Source organism: Sorangium sp. So ce176, from assembly GCF_051519835.1.
GTDB classification, from domain to species: Bacteria; Myxococcota_A; Polyangia; order Polyangiales; family Polyangiaceae; genus Sorangium; species Sorangium cellulosum_G.
In genome coordinates this window covers 5284891-5300035 of the sequence record NZ_CP150371.1, presented here as the reverse complement: position 1 = coordinate 5300035, position 15145 = coordinate 5284891, and the positions used below count along the sequence as shown (strand labels likewise).

General features: G+C 72.0%; 11 protein-coding genes. 5 read left to right on the top strand and 6 right to left on the bottom strand.

The genetic code is table 11. From position 1 onward, the window contains the following. Nucleotides 1–38 precede the first annotated feature (38 nt). From WMF42_RS19815 to WMF42_RS19805, 3 genes are all read right to left on the bottom strand, one after another. Nucleotides 39–332: a hypothetical protein gene (locus WMF42_RS19815; protein WP_061605427.1), complete on the bottom strand. Its 294-nt coding sequence runs from the start codon at nt 330–332 to the stop codon at nt 39–41. A gap of 154 nt (nt 333–486) precedes the next feature. Continuing rightward, nucleotides 487–1389 carry an endonuclease III gene (gene nth, locus WMF42_RS19810; RefSeq protein WP_437693541.1) on the bottom strand — a complete coding sequence of 301 codons (903 nt, stop codon included), beginning with the start codon at nt 1387–1389 and terminating at the stop codon, nt 487–489. Next, on the bottom strand, nt 1352–2668 hold the full coding sequence (locus WMF42_RS19805; protein ID WP_437693539.1) for a Fic family protein: 1317 nt from the start codon (nt 2666–2668) through the stop codon (nt 1352–1354). The genes nth and WMF42_RS19805 overlap by 38 nt, the downstream gene beginning before the upstream one ends. Here WMF42_RS19805 and WMF42_RS19800 point away from each other — a divergent pair. Further along, nucleotides 2628–3677, top strand: a complete 1050-nt coding sequence (locus WMF42_RS19800; RefSeq protein ID WP_437693537.1) for a hypothetical protein — start codon at nt 2628–2630, stop codon at nt 3675–3677. The genes WMF42_RS19805 and WMF42_RS19800 overlap by 41 nt on opposite strands. Here the strand turns inward: WMF42_RS19800 and WMF42_RS19795 are convergent. Then, nucleotides 3614–8899, bottom strand: coding sequence for a protein kinase domain-containing protein (locus WMF42_RS19795; protein ID WP_437693535.1), 5286 nt, complete (start codon nt 8897–8899; stop codon nt 3614–3616). The genes WMF42_RS19800 and WMF42_RS19795 overlap by 64 nt on opposite strands. A 322-nt stretch (nt 8900–9221) precedes the next feature. Here WMF42_RS19795 and WMF42_RS19790 point away from each other — a divergent pair, with 322 nt between their 5' ends. Together WMF42_RS19790 and WMF42_RS19785 are read left to right on the top strand one after the other, a co-directional pair. Further along, nucleotides 9222–9521, top strand: coding sequence for an FtsB family cell division protein (locus WMF42_RS19790; protein ID WP_061608507.1), 300 nt, complete (start codon nt 9222–9224; stop codon nt 9519–9521). A gap of 295 nt (nt 9522–9816) precedes the next feature. Then, the gene (locus WMF42_RS19785; protein ID WP_437693533.1) at nt 9817–11445 is read left to right on the top strand and encodes a hypothetical protein; all 1629 of its coding nucleotides are present in this window, start codon (nt 9817–9819) and stop codon (nt 11443–11445) included. Here the strand turns inward: WMF42_RS19785 and WMF42_RS19780 are convergent. After that, nucleotides 11417–11731 carry a hypothetical protein gene (locus tag WMF42_RS19780; RefSeq protein ID WP_437693531.1) on the bottom strand — a complete coding sequence of 105 codons (315 nt, stop codon included), beginning with the start codon at nt 11729–11731 and terminating at the stop codon, nt 11417–11419. The two genes, WMF42_RS19785 and WMF42_RS19780, sit on opposite strands and share 29 nt — an antisense overlap. A gap of 318 nt (nt 11732–12049) precedes the next feature. Here WMF42_RS19780 and WMF42_RS19775 point away from each other — a divergent pair, with 318 nt between their 5' ends. Both WMF42_RS19775 and WMF42_RS19770 read left to right on the top strand, forming a co-directional pair. Then, on the top strand, nt 12050–12448 hold the full coding sequence (locus tag WMF42_RS19775) for a hypothetical protein (protein WP_437693529.1): 399 nt from the start codon (nt 12050–12052) through the stop codon (nt 12446–12448). 110 nt (nt 12449–12558) lie between these two features. Continuing rightward, nucleotides 12559–14127, top strand: a complete 1569-nt coding sequence (locus WMF42_RS19770; RefSeq protein ID WP_437693527.1) for a pre-peptidase C-terminal domain-containing protein — start codon at nt 12559–12561, stop codon at nt 14125–14127. 174 nt (nt 14128–14301) lie between these two features. Here the strand turns inward: WMF42_RS19770 and WMF42_RS19765 are convergent, their stop codons facing one another. Further along, nucleotides 14302–15087, bottom strand: coding sequence for a hypothetical protein (locus WMF42_RS19765; protein ID WP_155798423.1), 786 nt, complete (start codon nt 15085–15087; stop codon nt 14302–14304). Nucleotides 15088–15145 lie beyond the last annotated feature (58 nt).

Genomic DNA, 15145 nt, shown 5'->3' with positions numbered 1-15145 from the left:
CGGGCCATGGCTGCTCGGGAACGTTCGTCGGATACAGCCTATCTGAGGCACCGATCCAGCGCGTCTCTCTCTCCCTTGCAGGCGATGTCCCACTTGTAGTCACGACAGATACCGGTGTCGTCCTCGCACGCGAGGAGCTCGTCGTACCTGTCGAGACAGCCGCGGCGATCCGCGTCTTCGTACCTGTAATCGTAGCGATCGAGGCACTCGTCGTACTCGCGATCGCTGCACCCCTCGCAGTCGCACTTGTAGTCGCAGAGATCGCTCTCCAGGCTGCCGCACCCGGCGGTGAAGAGGCACGTGAGAGCGACGATCAGGTGCAAAGCCTTCATCGCGTGAGTCTACCCTGCGCCCTCGGCGCCAGGGCAATAACAATAACCAGCTCGCGGCGGGGGGCGCGCCGCGCAGCGATGAGCCGGGCTGGCCTTCTCCGCGCCTCGCCTCGACGAGGTCGACTCGCCACCTGCGCAGCGCGGGTGGCGGCGCTCACGGCTGCGCGTCGCGGCGGCGAGGCGGGCGCGGCGGCTTGCGCCCCACGTTCTCCGCGCGAAACGCGCTGGGGCACGCGTCGCTGATCCCGCAGCCTCCGCACGCCGGCTTCCTGGCGAAGCAGATGCGGCGGCCGTGGAAGACCAGTGTGTGGGACAGCATATCCCGGTCACGCTGCGGGAAGAGCGCCCCGAGATCGCGCTCGATCTGCTCCGGCTTGTCGCTCTTCGTCCAGCCGAGCCGCTGCGCCAGGCGCTGCACGTGGGTATCGACCACCACGCCTTCCGGCGCTCCGAAGGCGACGCCGAGCACAACATTCGCTGTCTTGCGCCCGACGCCAGGCAGCTTGACGAGCTCGGCGAGCGTCCTCGGCACCTCGCCGCCGTGACGCTCGATGAGGCCCCGCGCGAGCCCCACGATGTTCCTGGCCTTCTGGTTGAACATGCCCATCCCGAGCCGCCGGAGGAGCGCGGCGATCTCGGCGGGCTCGGCGCCGGCGAGCGAGCGGGCGTCGGGGTAGGCGCCGAACAGGTGCGGCGTCACCTTGTTGACCAGCACGTCCGTCGTCTGGGCGCTCAGCACGGTCGCCACGAGCAGCTCGAACGCCGATCCGTGATCGAGCTCGCAGTGCGCGTCCGGGTGCAGCGCGCGCAGCTTCGCGAACGTGGCCTCGGGCGGCGTGCTCGGCCGCGCGCGCGCCGGCGGAGCCGCGGCGGTGCTCGGCCGCGCGCGCGCCGGCGCCGGCCGAGCCGCGGCGGCGCTCGGCGCGGCCGCCCTGCGCGGGGCCGCGGCGGCCCCGGGCGGGCGGCGCGCGCTCCGCCCTGCGGGAGCCGCGCCCTGCGCGGGGCCGCGCTGCGATGTCTCAGCTGACGAAGGCGCGCTTCCGCGTCTCATGCTCATCGAGGAGCTTCTCGACGCTCGCGAGGGCGTTCTCCACCGACTCCTGCACCATCTGCAGCACCGTCGTCGCCGAGCCCTTCAGCGCCTCGTAGTAGCGCTGCCGCTCGGTCGAGTGGATGATCGACGGGGGCAGGCCGGTGCGGAGCAGCAGCATGTTCATGAACAGCCTCGCGACCTTGCCGCTGTCGTTCGGGAACGGATAGACCCGGAGCAGATCGTAGTGCGCGCGCGCCGCGATCCGGATGCCGTTCCGCGTCTTCCGCGTCTCGGGGTCGTTAAGCCAGTCGATGATCTGCCGCACCTTGTAGGCGATCTTGTCCGGCGGCGCGTACTCGTGGAAGTAGAGCCGGTGCTGGGGGATATCCTTGCGGTATTTCACCGTCTTGATGTCCCCCTCCTCCGGATGGAGGATCAGGTACAGCTTCTTCACGCAGTCGATGGTGACCGGCGCCCGCTTGTTCTCGCCCTGCTCGCGCACATAGGCAATGGCCTCCTTGTGGCGCCGGATGTCATCGTACGTCGGCTGAAGGCTCGAGTCCGTCACGAGCGGCGCCGGACCGCTGAGCGCCGCGCGTAGCTCGTCGAACGTGTAGACAACGCCCTCGAGCGCGCTGTCGTGGTAAATCCACGACATATCGAGGCTGTCGATGTAGCGCCTCCGGAAATCCTCCGTTTGCGCGTTCAGCCGCTGCTCGATGATCGCGCTGCGCTCCTCGATGGTGGCCCGCCGCGGGGGCGGCAGCATCGGCAGCGGTAGCGTGACGACCCGCGGCGGCTCCCGGAGCGGGACGCGACCCGGCCGGCGTTCGATCGCCGCCGCGCCCTTCCCCTTGGCCCCGCCCGGCCGCACGCTCTTCCTCTCGGAAACGGGCCTGTCGCTGGCGCGCTGCGGCCTGTCGCTGGCGCGCTGCGGCCTGTCGCTGGCGCGCTGCGGCTTGTCGCTGGCGCGTTGCGGCCTGTCGCTGGCGCGCTGCGGCTTGTCGCTGGCGCGCTGCGGCTTGTCGCTCGTCCGGCGCGGGCGCTCCGCCTCGACCGGCGCGGCCTGCTCCCTTCCGTCCCTGAGCTTCAGCCGTTCCTTGAGCTTCGGCTCCTCGACGGACCTCAGCTTCTTCTTCTTCCGGAGCTTCGTGGGCTCGGCCGCCGGCGCCGCGAGCACCCGCTCGGAGCGCGCGGCGACCTTCCTCCGGAGAAGCCTCGGCTTCGCGGCCTTGACCCGCGCGAGCCTCGGCTTCGTCGCCTTGACCCGCGCGAGCCTCGGCTTCGTCACCTTGGCCCGCACGACCCGCTTCTTCGCGGCCTTCGCGCTCCGCGCCCGCCCGGCGGCCGCCCTCGGCTTCGCCGCCCTCGGCTTCGGCTTCGCGGCCCTGGCCCGCGTCACCCTGGCCTTCGCGACCCTGGCCCGCGCGGTCTTCGCCCGCGTCGCCTTGGCCTTCGTCGCCCTGGCCTTCGCCGCCCTCGCCTTGACCTTTGTCGCCCTGGCCTTCGCCCTGGCCTTGGTGGTCCTCAGCTTGGCGGCGGCGCGCGTCGACCTCGCCTTCGTCTTGGCGGCGGTCTTCCTCGCCTTCGCCGCGCCGGTCCGCTTCGCGGCGGCGCGCGTCGACTTCTTCGCCTTCGCGGCCGCCGATTTCTTCCTGGCGGTCGTGCGGGTCGCCCGCGCCGGTGTGCGCGTTGCCTTGCGCCGCGCCGGGGCCGCCGGTTTGCGGGTGGTTGCCCGTTTTGTCGTCGCTTTCCGGCGCTTTGCCGCCTTCACGGCCGAGGTACGTCGCGCAGCAGGACGAGAGGCCACGGCTTTCCGCTTCGGCTTGCGCGCGGTCGATCGGGCGGCGGGTTTCGCCTTCCGCGTCCGCGCTGTCGAGGCAGATCGCCTCGAGCTCGCCGCGCTCGCCTTGGTCGCTCTCTTCCGGTCTTTTTTCGAAGTTTTTCGGGTCTTCTTTGCCGCCATGGGCGTGCTTTCACACAATCGCTCAGGCTGCCCGCTGCCACGCTGCGGCGAGCTAACATACGATCCAAAGGGGCCTAATGCCGGCCCGCAGCCTAGCAATTTGGGGATTTATCCGTCAACCAGTCCGGTGCGGAAGTCTGCCGAGAGCGACTTCCCTGGGGCTGGATCGAGGCTGATCCAGCTAGCACGCGCCGCCGGACGGCGCCCGCGGCGGCGCCGCGCCGCCGGGGCAGCCCTGCGGGCGAGAGGGCGGGCTCCGGGCCGGGATCGAGCGCGCGGCGCTCAGCTGTCGACGTTGATCCCGAGCCGCTGCCGGACCGCGAAGTACTCCTCGCTGACGGCGTAGAGCAGGAGCTCCTTAAGCCGATCCTTCTGGGGCACGGCGGCGCTCGCGTCGTCCGCCGCCTTGATCATTTCCTGCGCCAGCTCGAGATCGTTGGCGAGGAGGAACCCGGCGCGGTCGGCGGTCAGGTCGATCCCGGACACCCAGCGCTTCAGGTCGATGGCGCCGGCCTGGAGGAGCTTGGTCACGATGCTCGCGAGCTGATCGCGCGCCGGCCCGACGATGATCGGGTCGAGGACCGACAGGTTCTCCATCACCGGCCCCTCCAGCTCCTTCGTGATCGGGAACGTGGGCGAGATCAGCTTGATCGCCGCGAACAGCCAGGCGCGCAGGCCGGTGCCCGTCGGCACCAGGTGGCGGAGGTACATGCCCGGCCGGTAGTAGGTGAGGTGGCGGGCGGCGATGAACGCCGCGGCCTGGGTCGGCAGCTCCATCTGGAGCGCCGCCGCGCCGAGCACGATCGCCGGCACGTGCGCGTGGAGGAACGAGACGCCCCCGCCGTCGTTCGGGTTCTGGAACGTCAGCGGGGGCTCCAGGCCGAGCACGCCCGCGGCATAATTGAGCGTCTGCGACATCGGGTAGGGGTGGCGCGCGAGGTCGATCTGGTAGGCGAGCTGGTAGCCGAGCTCCTCGAGGGGCTGCCCATTCTTCCTCAGCACGGCCGGCTCGATGACGCCGAAGATGGCGGTCAGGAGCGGGTCAGCGTCCGGGTGGGTGAGCCCGGTCGTCCACCCCTCCTCGTCGAGCGGCTGCTGCGCGGCGGCGACGTTGTCCGGGCGCAGGCGCCGGAAGAAGCGCTCCTCGTCCGGCTCGGCCGCGTTCAGGCAGCAGAGCGCCTGGCAAAGGCAGAAGGCGGCGTCGGCCCGCTTCGTCTCGGTGTACAGCTTCCGCAGCAGCCGGTACGCGTCCGGCCGGTACGGGTTGCGCCGCAAGATCGGGAGCTGCGCCGCCACCGCCTTGTCCAGGTACTGCGCAGGGTCGCTCGCGTAGAGGCTCGCGAGGAGCTCGTTCCGCTCGTCGTTGTCCGGATCGAGCGTCTGCGCCGCCTCGCAGGCGTCGATCGCGTCGCTCATCCAGCCGAGCTTGTCCTTGTAGAGGGCGCCCAGCCGGTCGAACGTCTCGAGCATCTTCGCCGTGTCGTTCTCCTCGGTCGCCCGGTCGAGCTCGACCTTGAGCAGGCGCTCCACGTCCTCGTGGTCGCCCTTCTCGCCGCGGAGCTCGATCGCCTCCGCCAGCGCGCGGGTCAGGGACGGGTCGAGCTCGAGCACCTCGTCGTAGAACCGGGCGGCCCGGTCGAGATCGCCGAGCTGCCGCGCGCTCACGATCGCCGCTGTGTGCAGGTACTTCGCCTTCTGCCGCCGGTCGTCGATCTTGGCCGCGAGCTTCAGGACGATGTCGATGAGCTTCGACCAGTCCTTCTCCTCGCTGTAGAGCTGCATCAGCTTGGTGAGGATCTTCCGGTCGTCCGGGCGCTCGTCGAGCGCGGCCACGTAGCTCTTCGCGGCGCGCGTCCGGTCGCTCAGGTGCGTCGCCAGCAGGTCGCCGATCTCGAGCAAGAGCGCGCTCCGCTCGTCGCCGGCCACCACGTCGAGCCGCCGGTGCTTGAGGCGCACGACCTCTTCCCAGTCCCCCTTGGCCTCGAAGACCCTGGAGAGCAGGGCGAGCGGGGCAGGGGACTCCGGGAGGAGATCGGCGGCCTCGTTCAGCGGCTCGACCGCGCCGCCCGGGTCGCCGGCCGCGAGCCTCGCCTCGCCGAGCCGCAGCAGGGCGTCCGCCCGCTCCTGCTCCGGGAGGCCGGCGCCGAAGCGCCCCACGAGCCCCTCGTAGAGCTCCGCGGCCTCCCTGGCCCGGCCCGCGTCGAGGTTGACCTTCGCGGCGCGCGAGATCGCCGCCGGATCGTCGGGCGCGAGCGCCAGCAGCGCCTGCACGGTGCCGATCGCCTTGCCGCTCGATCCGCTCTTGCTGAGCGCGTCGACGTAGCGGAAGAGCAGCTTGAGCCCCTGCTCCCTCGGGAGCGCGTCGACCCGGTTCGCCAGCGACTCGTAGTGCCGCGCCGCCTCGAGGAAGCGGCCCGCCTCGAACGCGAGGTCGCCCGAGATCATGAGCCCCAGCACGCTGGTCGGGTCGAGGTCGACCGCCCGCGTGGCCGACTCCGCGGCGCGCGCGTCGTCCTTCAGGCGCTCCCGGAGCAGGAGCGCCATCTCGCCGTAGAGCCGGGCCTTCGCGAGGTTGCCCTCGGCGGCCTCGGCCTCGCGCGCGATGAGCTCGACGGCGCTCGTCGCGTCGCCCCGGGCGAGGTAGGCAGCGCGGAGCGCCGAGCTCGCGCCCGCGCTGTGCGGCTGCGCGTCGAGGGCCATCTTGTAGCGCTCGATCGCCCCGTCCCGGTCGCCCTTCTCCTCGAGCATCTTCGCCGCCCGGATCCAGAGATCGGCCCGGCTCTCCGCGGTCTTGGCCGTCGTCGCGAGCGACTCGATGGCGCTGAGCGCCGCCGCCGCGTCGCCTGTCGCGGCCCGGACGTGCGCCAGCGACTCGAGCGCGCCGGCGTGGTGCGGGTCGATCGCGAGCACCCGCTCGTACGCCTTGCGGGCGCGCTCGGGCGAGCCGATCTGCTCGAGCAGCACGCGCCCCATCGCGAGCAGGATCTCCTCGCGGCGCTTGTCGTCGGCGACGATGCCGAGCTGCCGCTCGTAGAGCGCCACCACGTCCTCCCACCGCTCGAGGGCGCGGTAGTGCCGCCCGAGCGCGGCGAGCGAGCCCTCGTGCGCGCCGTCGATCCGGAGGATCGCCTCGAGGGCCTCGGCCGCCTTCGCGTGGTCGAGGAACTCCTCGTCGTAGAGGCCCGCGATCCGCTCGTGGAGGTTGATCTTCTGGCGCGGCGTGGCGCTGACGTCGATCTGCCGCTCCAGGTTCCGGAGGAGCTCCTTGTAGCGCCCGGCGCGGCTGTAGATACGGTCGAGCCCGCGCAGGGCGGTGAGGCTTGTCGGATCGAGCTCGAGCGCCGCCTCGTAGCGGCGCGTCGCCTCGCTCAGATCGCCGAGCCGGTCCTCGTAGAGCTCGGCGAGCTTGCACATCGCCTCGACGCGCTCCTCGCCCCGCAGCGCCTCCGCGCGCCGCTCGAGGATCTTCGCGTAGCCGGCGTGGTCCTCGGCGCGCCGGTAGATCCTGAGCAGCGCGTCGCACGTCCTCGCGTGCCCGGGGTCCTCGGCGAAGATCTGCTCGTACAGGTCGCGCGCGCGGCCCGCGTCGCTCAGCTTCGTCTCGAGGAGCTCGGCGGCCGCGGCGCGGAGGTCGCGCGCCTCGCCGGGGGTCGCGGCGCGGTCGGCCCGCGAGAGCAGCACCTGGACGAGCTCCTGCCACTGCTGGGCGCGGCGGTAGACCTGCGCGAGCCCCTCCAGCGCCTTCTCGTTCGCCGGGTCGAGCCCGAGCACGAACTGGAAGCACGGGATCCCGAGGTCCGCCCGCGCGACCTTCTCCGCGTACCAGGGCCCGAGCCGGTTGAAGAGCGCGATCTTCGGCTCCGGGGCCATCGCCTCGTCGGTGCTCGCCTGGCTCAGGATCTGGAGCGCCTCGGCCCATATCTTCATGTCGCTGCCGGCCGCGCGCTCGAGGTCGACGGCGTACGCGTCCTGCTCGGGGTCCTGGGCGAGCGCCTGGGCGAACGCGAACACCCCCTGGTCCTTGTCGTCGAGCTCCCGCACGTAGAGGTGCCCGATCGCGTTCATCGCCCGGGCGCGCTCGCCCGCGCTCTCGGCCTTCTCGCTGCGCTGGAGGAGCATCTCCACGAGCTCCTCGTGCTTGCCCAGCGCCTTGCGGAGCTCCTCGAGCGCGCTGAACGCGATGTCGTCGCCGGGATCGCGCTCGAGCAGGCCCGCGTAGATGGCCTCCGCCTTGTCGTGGAGCTCGCCCTTCTCGTAGATCCGGGCCGCCCGGAAGCGCAGGAGCTTCTTCGCCGCGGCCGCCTCGGCGCCGGCCTCGCCCGCGTCGGCCTGATCGGCGGCCATCGCGAGCGCCTCCGCCACGCGCCCCGGGGGGGCCCCCTGGTCGACTGTCGCCTCGACCGCGAGCGCGAGATCCGCGTCGGTCGGGCTCGCGACCAGCCGATCGATGAGCTCGTCGAGCTGCGCCTCGCTGATCGTCGCCCCCTTCTGCGGCGGCCTGCCGAGCAGCTCGACCGCGTCGAGCGCCGCGCGCGCCTCCCTCGGCCGGGCGTCGGCCGTCTTGGCGAGCAGGCGCGCCGAGAGCTCGTCGACGTCCTTGCCGACCCACCCGCGCGGCGCGGCCGCGCTCGGCGCGGGAGGCGGCTCGGTGAGGTGCGCGACGGCGACGTCGACCGCGGCCGCGCCGGAGAACACGGGCTTGCCCGTGAGGAGCTCGAAGAGCAGCACGCCGAAGGCGTAAAGATCGCTCGGCGGGCCCGCGGCCTCGCCGCGCAGCTGCTCGGGGTTCGCGGTCCTGACGAGCTCAGGGCTCGACCACCCGGCGCCGAGCCGGTCGCCGCCCACGTCGACGAGGACGGGCAGCGGCTGCCCGTCCTCGTCGCGGGCGACGATGACGTTCTCCAGCTTGAGCGCGCCGTGGACGAGGCGCTGGGCGTGCAGCGCGGCGAGCCCGCTCAGGATCCCGAGGAGCAGCGGCCTGGCCTCGTTGATGTGGAGCGGCCCCGACCGCGCGAGGCGCGCCGAGAGCGGCAGCCCGTCGATGTGCGTGTACGCCACGAACGCGCGGCCGCCCACGAGCCCGGCCTCGACGCCGCTCGCCAGGTTCTCGTGGCGCACCTGCCCGGCCAGGCGGACGTGGGTGAGGAACCTGCGCACCGCCCGGCTATCGCGCGTCGCCTCGCGCCGGAGCACCTTGAGCGTCCGCGGCTCGGTGCCCCGGGTCGCCGCGTAGACGAGGCCCCGCGGTCCCTCGCCGATTTTTCTCGTGATGACGAAATCCCCGAACGTCTCGCCGGCCGCGATCTCCTCGGGCAGGCTGAGCCCCTGGGCGCCGAGGGCGCGGACGCGGGCGTCGACCTCGGCGCGCGAGGCGATGACGGCGTCGATCAACGCCTCGATGGCATCGACCTCGACGCAATGGTCCGTGAGCGCGCGTGCGAAGGAGGCCTTGGAGGCGCCGCCGCCGATGTCGGCCGGGTTGAAGCCGAGGAGGTCGGACGACAGGGCCATCATTTCATCAAGCGAGAAGAGGCGCTCGAGCTCGCCTCGGACGATATCAATGGACATGGGTCTCCTCGGGCCGAGCCCTCGTGCCGGCGTGCGCGCGGCGCTGCGGACCTGCCGGACGGCGGGCGTGCGTCATGCTAGCGAAGCTTGCGGCGCCATGCGACCTTCGACGACGTCCGGTGTCGCTGGCGGCGCAGGTGGTGGTCGCGGCGCGGACGCGCGCGACGTGCCCGCTGCGGTCGACCGGGACACCTTCAGCAGGGCGCGCGGCGCTGCGCGCGCAGCGCCGGCTGGCTGACCGGGCGAGCGCCGGTGGGAGTCAACGCGGAGTTGCAGGAACGTTGGAGGAAAGTTGACAAGATTGCCGGTGACGTGCGAGCGGATGTCTGTGCGTCGAATAGCGCAGTTCCTGGAGCGGACCCTCCCCATCGCGGTGCTGATCGTGGCGGTGGTGGGCGCTCCGATCATGATCTTCTCGCCTCACGGCCTGCCGCGCCTGCGGGAGCTCGAGAGAGAGCTCGCCGACGTCGAGGAGGAGAACGCCGAGCTCGGGAGGCAGATCGAGGCGCTCCGCGGCAGGGTGGCGCGCCTCCGCGACGACCCGACCGCGGTGGAGCGGATCGCCCGCGACAACCTGGGTCTCGTGAGGCAGAGCGAGGTTGTCTTTCAGTTCTCCCGCTGAGGACTCGAGGCTTCGCCGCCCTCTCCGAGGGCTGTTGTCGGATCGATCACCACGGCTCCTCCGGGGGCGCCCGGCGTGATCACGTGAGCTCGCCCGGCGGGCACCCTCGCGCCGCCGGCCGCCGGGCTTCCCTGGCGCGGCGCGATGCGTGAGGCGCGCTCGCGCACGCGACCTGCCCGTTCATCCCGCGCGCGCTCCTTATAGAAGGATCTGCCGACCGGCGTCCCGAGGCCCCGGCGCCGCTCGCGACAGCGCGCCGCGCGCTGGCAGCGTCCTTTCTGGTATCGTGGCGCGAGTGTCGCTAGACCTGGGCCGCCTCCTCATCTCCGCCGGCGCCGTCTCCAAGGCTGAGGTCGAAGCCGCCCTCTTTGTGGCGGTCCTGCGGGGCATCTCGTTCCCTCGCGCCCTCATCGATCGCGCGGCGATCAGCGAGCGCGCCCTGGAGGAGGAGCTCGATCGCCGCGGCGGCCTCGCGTTGCGGCAGGTCGTCGGCGCCCGCGAGCTCGTCGCGCGCCTGCCGCGCGCCATGTGCCGCCGCCTCGGCGCCGTCCCGATCCGCGTCGACCCCGGCGTCGGCACCGTCGACGTCGCCGCCGCCGATCCGCTCGATCGCCACATCGCCGACGAGTTCAGCTTCCACCTGGGCGCGCCGGTGCGGATCGTCCGCGCGCCGATCACGGCGATCGAGGAGGCGATCCGCGCCCTGGAGCTCGACGAGCGCGAGCAGGTCCCGGTCCGCTCGCGCCGGGCAACCCCGGCATTCCCGCACGGCGCGCCGCAGTCGACCATCCCGCCGCCGCCGTCGTCCGAGGTGCCGATCCCGCTCATCCGGCGCGCCTCGGTGCCGTCCTTCGACGAGCCGATCCTGGCCGAGCCGGAGGTCACCCCCGCGGGTCGCCGTGGCCGGGCGCACAACGGTCACGCCTTGCTGGCCGACGCGCCCCCGGCGCAGGAGGACCCCATCCTGCCGCTCCGCCACGCCAAGGCCGCGCCCGTCGCGCGCGCCTCGTCCTCCTTCTCGTCCGCCGCCCGCCGCCCGCTGGACGCCGAGCCCGGCGCGGGCGGGGCCGCGATGCGCGCCCGGGCGACAGAGCCGCCTGCCGTCTCGTTCCCGCCGCCCCCGCCGGTCGAGATCTCCCCTCCGTTCAAGCTGCTCGCCTCGATCCTGCCCCAGAGCTCGCCCGGCCCCAGCAGCGGGTCGGAAGGCGCCGGGCGGGAGCCGGCGCCCTCGACGCGGCGCCTCGGCCGGTTGCCGCTCGACGCGGCCTCCGGGCTCGCGCCGTCGTCGGCGCGCCGGGGCTCCGCCGACGCGGAGGGCCTCTCGGCGCGCGGCGATGGCCGTCCGGAGAGCGCCGCGTTGCCGTCGAACAGGCGCTCCGGGCGGCTCCCGGCGCTGCCCCCCGCGCCCGAGCCGGAGCTCTCCGAGGCGCTCGACGACGATCCGCCGCCGCAGCCCTTCGTCGATCTGAGCGACGTCATCGACGCGCTCTACCTCGCGCGCACGCGCGACGACGTCGTCCGGCTCGCGCTGCGGGGGCTGCGCCTGCTCGCGGTGCGCGTCGCCATCTTCGCCGCGCACCGCGGGGTGTTCCGGGGCTTCGCCTGCAACGCGGAGTTCGGCGACCAGGAGGCGCTGCGGAAGCTCACCCTTCCGATGGACCAGCCGAGCGTCCTCGCCACGGCGGTGGCGACCCACCTCTACGTGGGTCCTATCCCCGGCACGCCCACCCACGCCCCGCTGCTCGACGTCATGGTCAACCCGAGCCTCGACGTCGCCGCCGTCTCGGTCCAGGTCGTCGGCCGGCCCGCGATGATCCTTGTCGCCGATCGGGTCATCGACGCCTCGAGCGGCTCGCGCCGGATGGTCGAGCTCGCGCGCGCGGTCGGCGAGGCGTTCAGCCGGATCCTGTCCGCGCGCGGCTGAGCTGCCGCGCGACGGGGTCTCGACCTCGCCACCCTCGCGCGGTCGCGGCGATCCGGCGCGCGCTCCGCACCGCCGCGACGGTGCGGAGCGCGCCGCGCGCGTCGTCCTCGGCGACGCCGCCGAGGACGACGCGGTTGCGGAGCACATCGCGCGCGGAGCGTCGCTCGCTCGCGCTGCGCGCTCGCTCGCGCCCCTCTGCGGCGTGCTCGCTCGCCGAGCGTGAGCTGCAGGCGCGGATCGCGCTCGCGAGCAGCGGCCGCGGCGCGGCGCGCGTCGGGTGGAGCATGCAGAGCGCGTCGGGACGATCTCCCGAAGCCCGTCGAGGCGCGCTGGTGGAGCGCATCAGGACGATCCCCTCGAGCACATCGGCGGCGCTCGCAGGCACGTCGGGGCGATGTGGATCGCGAGCACGCGCGCGCACCTCGAGCGCCGGACGCGCCCGACGCCGGCGACGCGTGCGCGCATCGACGTCACGGCCGGCTGAGACCAGCTCGATCGGCGCCTCCTCGACGCCGCGATCACGGCGCGACAGTCGCCGCGATCTGCGACGTGCCGCGCGCGGTCGTGGACGAGCGCTGGACGCGCCAATGCTCTGAGATGAACGTTGGTCATCAAGCCGGTGGTCGCCAGCGCGCGGCGCCTCGGCTGTCGCATCGCGGTTGCATCTGCGGCGCGACAGCGCCGGTTGACGGCGCGACGCTGCGCCTTCGCTTGCCGCGGTTTCCGCGCGCGCGGCCGCGTTTCTTCGCGCCGCGCGCAGCGCCGCCGCCGCCGCCGCGTTGCAGACATGCGCGCCGCGGCTTTCATCTACGCAACCCAGGCAGGAAAATCCCGATGCTTGTCGCCGTGCAAGTGCGCGTTGCTCGAACTCAAGAGGTGTGATTTTCCAGTGTGTCTGTTCGAGTCGACCCGCTCGCATCTCGTGACGCAGGAATTTTCTCGTGAAGGGAGAACCGAGTACGCTCCGTTCGAAATTTTTTACAATCCGGAACCCTTTTTATGAACGCCGGTCAGATTTGGCTATCCGACTGAGGGTCAATTTGAGTTAAGGCATTTGGGTCTCACCGAGTTCGCGTGGACAGCGTGATTCGCCGCCCCCGAAAGGAGCCTCCAATGCATCCTGCAAAGCCGCACCAGAGCAATGTGGTCATCCGTAAGTTCGCAGTGGTGGTCGCTGGTTTGACCGCCGTTGTGGCTGGTTGCTCGGCAGACGTCGGCGACGCCAACACCGAGGCAGTCGGCACCAATCAGCTGGGATTTGACGACTTCGAGCGGAGCGTCTTCCGCGAGGCTGACAGCGGCGTCTACATTGTTAACGGGGACACGCCTGTCGTCGATATCAAGCATCTGCGCGAGTTCTGGGAGGCGCATGTGCGCGATGGTGCGCTGCTCGTCAACCAGTCAGGCCGGAGAGACGCTATCTGGACGACGGAGCAGCGGCGCGATCTCACCTACTGCGTGAGCACGAATTTCGGGAGCAGGTACGAGACGGTCGTGGCGGCGATGGAGGAGGCTGTCCGGGCGTGGGAGGAGATCGCCGACGTCGACTTCCTTCACGTGGTGTCGGCCGACTCGAGCTGCACGTCGAGCTCCAGCAGCGTCCTGTTCGACGTGAACCCCGTGAACGCGGGCGGCCAGTACCTGGCGCGCGCCTTCTTCCCCGGCCAGTCGAGGTCGACGCGGAACGTGCTCATCGACAGGACAGCTTTCGGCAGCACGCAGCCCACGCTGACCGGCATTCTCCGCCACGAGCTGGGGCACGTCCTCGGTTTCCGGCACGAGCACACCCGTCCTGAGGCCGGCACCTGCTTCGAGGACAACAACTGGCGCGCCCTCACGGAGTACGACGGAGCGTCGGTCATGCACTATCCCCAGTGCAACGGCACCGGCGACAGGACGCTCAACCTCACGTCGAAGGACATCGAAGGCGTTCAGTCGCTCTACGGCGGTCCCATCGGCGGCGGCGATGGCGGCGGCGGCGATGGCGGCGGCGGCGATGGCGGCGGCGGCGATGGCGGCGGCGGCGATGGCGGCGGCGGCGGCGGGACGCCGGTCACCGAGACGTTCAGCGGCCGTGTCGCGCGAGGGGCGTTCGATCCGGTCGGGCCGGCCGACGGGATCGAGGTCGTGCCCGGGACGACCTTCACCGTCGTCATGACCGGGACCGGAGATCCCGATCTCTTCGTGAAGTTCGGCTCTGCGCCGACGGCGAGGTCGTTCGATTGCCGGCCTTACCTCAGCGACGCCAACGAGACCTGCACGCTCGAGGTCCCCGAAGGCGAGACGAGGGCCTTCATCAAGGTGCACGGCTACACGGGCTCGACCTACGACATCGAGGTGAGCTACTCCGCCCCGGGGGAGCCCGCGGCCGGCGACGGCACCCCGACGTCGACGAGCTTCGAGGGATCCCTCGCGCGCCGGCAGACAGCGCCCCACGGGCCGATCGCCGTCGTCCCGGGCACGTCGTTCCAGGCCGTGTTGAGCGGCACCGGCGACCCCGATCTCTACGTGCGGTTCGGCGAGGAGCCCACGCTGAGCACGTTCGACTGCCGTCCTTACCTCGACGGCGCGGACGAGCTCTGCGAGCTGACCGTCCCGGAAGGGCAGTCCCAGGCCTTCCTGCTCGTGAACGCGTACGTGGCCAGCACGTACAAGGTCGACGTCAACTACACGACGCGCTGAACCGCCGGACGCGCGGACCGCAGACGGTCGAGGCGCGCGAGAGGCGCGACGGGCGAGAAGATCGCCAGGCGCGTGGAAGATGCGCGCCGCGGAGGACACCGAGGACGGCGATCGCCGCTCCTCGGTGTCGGCCGTGAAGGCTCTCACGGAGCGCCAGCCCGTCCGCGGGGGGGCTCATCCGGAGCGCCAGGACGCGGCAGCTCGATTCCCACCCACCTCGCAGGCCGTCGGCTCCGCGGCCACCTCGCCGAGGGGGAGGGAGGTGATGAACTCGTCATCCACCGACAGCGCCGCGTCGCCGAGAACAACGAACGTGTCGCGGCCGTCCTCGACGACGAGCTGGTCGCTCAGTATTTCGTGGCTGGCGGCGGCGACGTGGTCGAACAGGTGGATGCTCGGCGCTGCCTGCGCCGCCCGCCGAGCGACCCACGCCGCGACGGGGGTCACCGTCGAGCTCACCGGCGCGTAGATGGTGGCCTCGCCTGTCGGGATCCGGACGAAGCCCGACGCGAGGCCGGCGCGGCGGAGCAGCGCGGCGCCGTGCTGCGGATCGAGGATCATCCGCTTCACGACGCCGGCGGCGTCGCTGAGCGAGACGTCCGCGTAGACGAGGCGGCCCGAGGCGTCGAGCTCGGCGTACTCGCGCAGGACGCCGCCGGGCGGGAGCGCGCCGCCCGCTGCAGGGCCCCTGCTGGGCTCCGCGCGAGACGACGGGCGGGTCTCGCTGGAGAGGGTCTCCGACCCATCCGGCCGGATCCGTCGCTCGACCCGGCTCTGCGCCCCGGCGGCGCCGAAGAACGTGTAAACCTTCATCTCGGCCCTCGCGCTCGTGTCCCCCGGGAGGCAGGCGGCCGCCCCTCGAGCGACAGGATCCGCGGCCGGACGTGTCGCGCTGTCGCCACAACCCACGAGCAGGCTGCCCGTGAGCGCGACAGCGAACCGTGAGGTGCGTGTGCTCATACCCACTCTTCGCCCGCACCTCCTGTTTATTTCATGCCCGGTCTTTTTTGACGAGGCT

Excerpts from the sequence above, each read along its gene's own strand:
- WMF42_RS19815 (WP_061605427.1), bottom strand. The coding sequence starts at position 332 with ATGAAGGCTTTGCACCTGATCGTCGCTCTCACGTGCCTCTTCACCGCC.
- WMF42_RS19765 (WP_155798423.1), bottom strand. The coding sequence starts at position 15,087 with ATGAGCACACGCACCTCACGGTTCGCTGTCGCGCTCACGGGCAGCCTG.
- WMF42_RS19795 (WP_437693535.1), bottom strand. The coding sequence starts at position 8,899 with ATGTCCATTGATATCGTCCGAGGCGAGCTCGAGCGCCTCTTCTCGCTT.
- WMF42_RS19790 (WP_061608507.1), top strand. The coding sequence starts at position 9,222 with ATGTCTGTGCGTCGAATAGCGCAGTTCCTGGAGCGGACCCTCCCCATC.
- WMF42_RS19770 (WP_437693527.1), top strand. The coding sequence starts at position 12,559 with ATGCATCCTGCAAAGCCGCACCAGAGCAATGTGGTCATCCGTAAGTTC.
- nth (WP_437693541.1), bottom strand. The coding sequence starts at position 1,389 with ATGAGCATGAGACGCGGAAGCGCGCCTTCGTCAGCTGAGACATCGCAG.
- WMF42_RS19780 (WP_437693531.1), bottom strand. The coding sequence starts at position 11,731 with ATGCTCCACCCGACGCGCGCCGCGCCGCGGCCGCTGCTCGCGAGCGCG.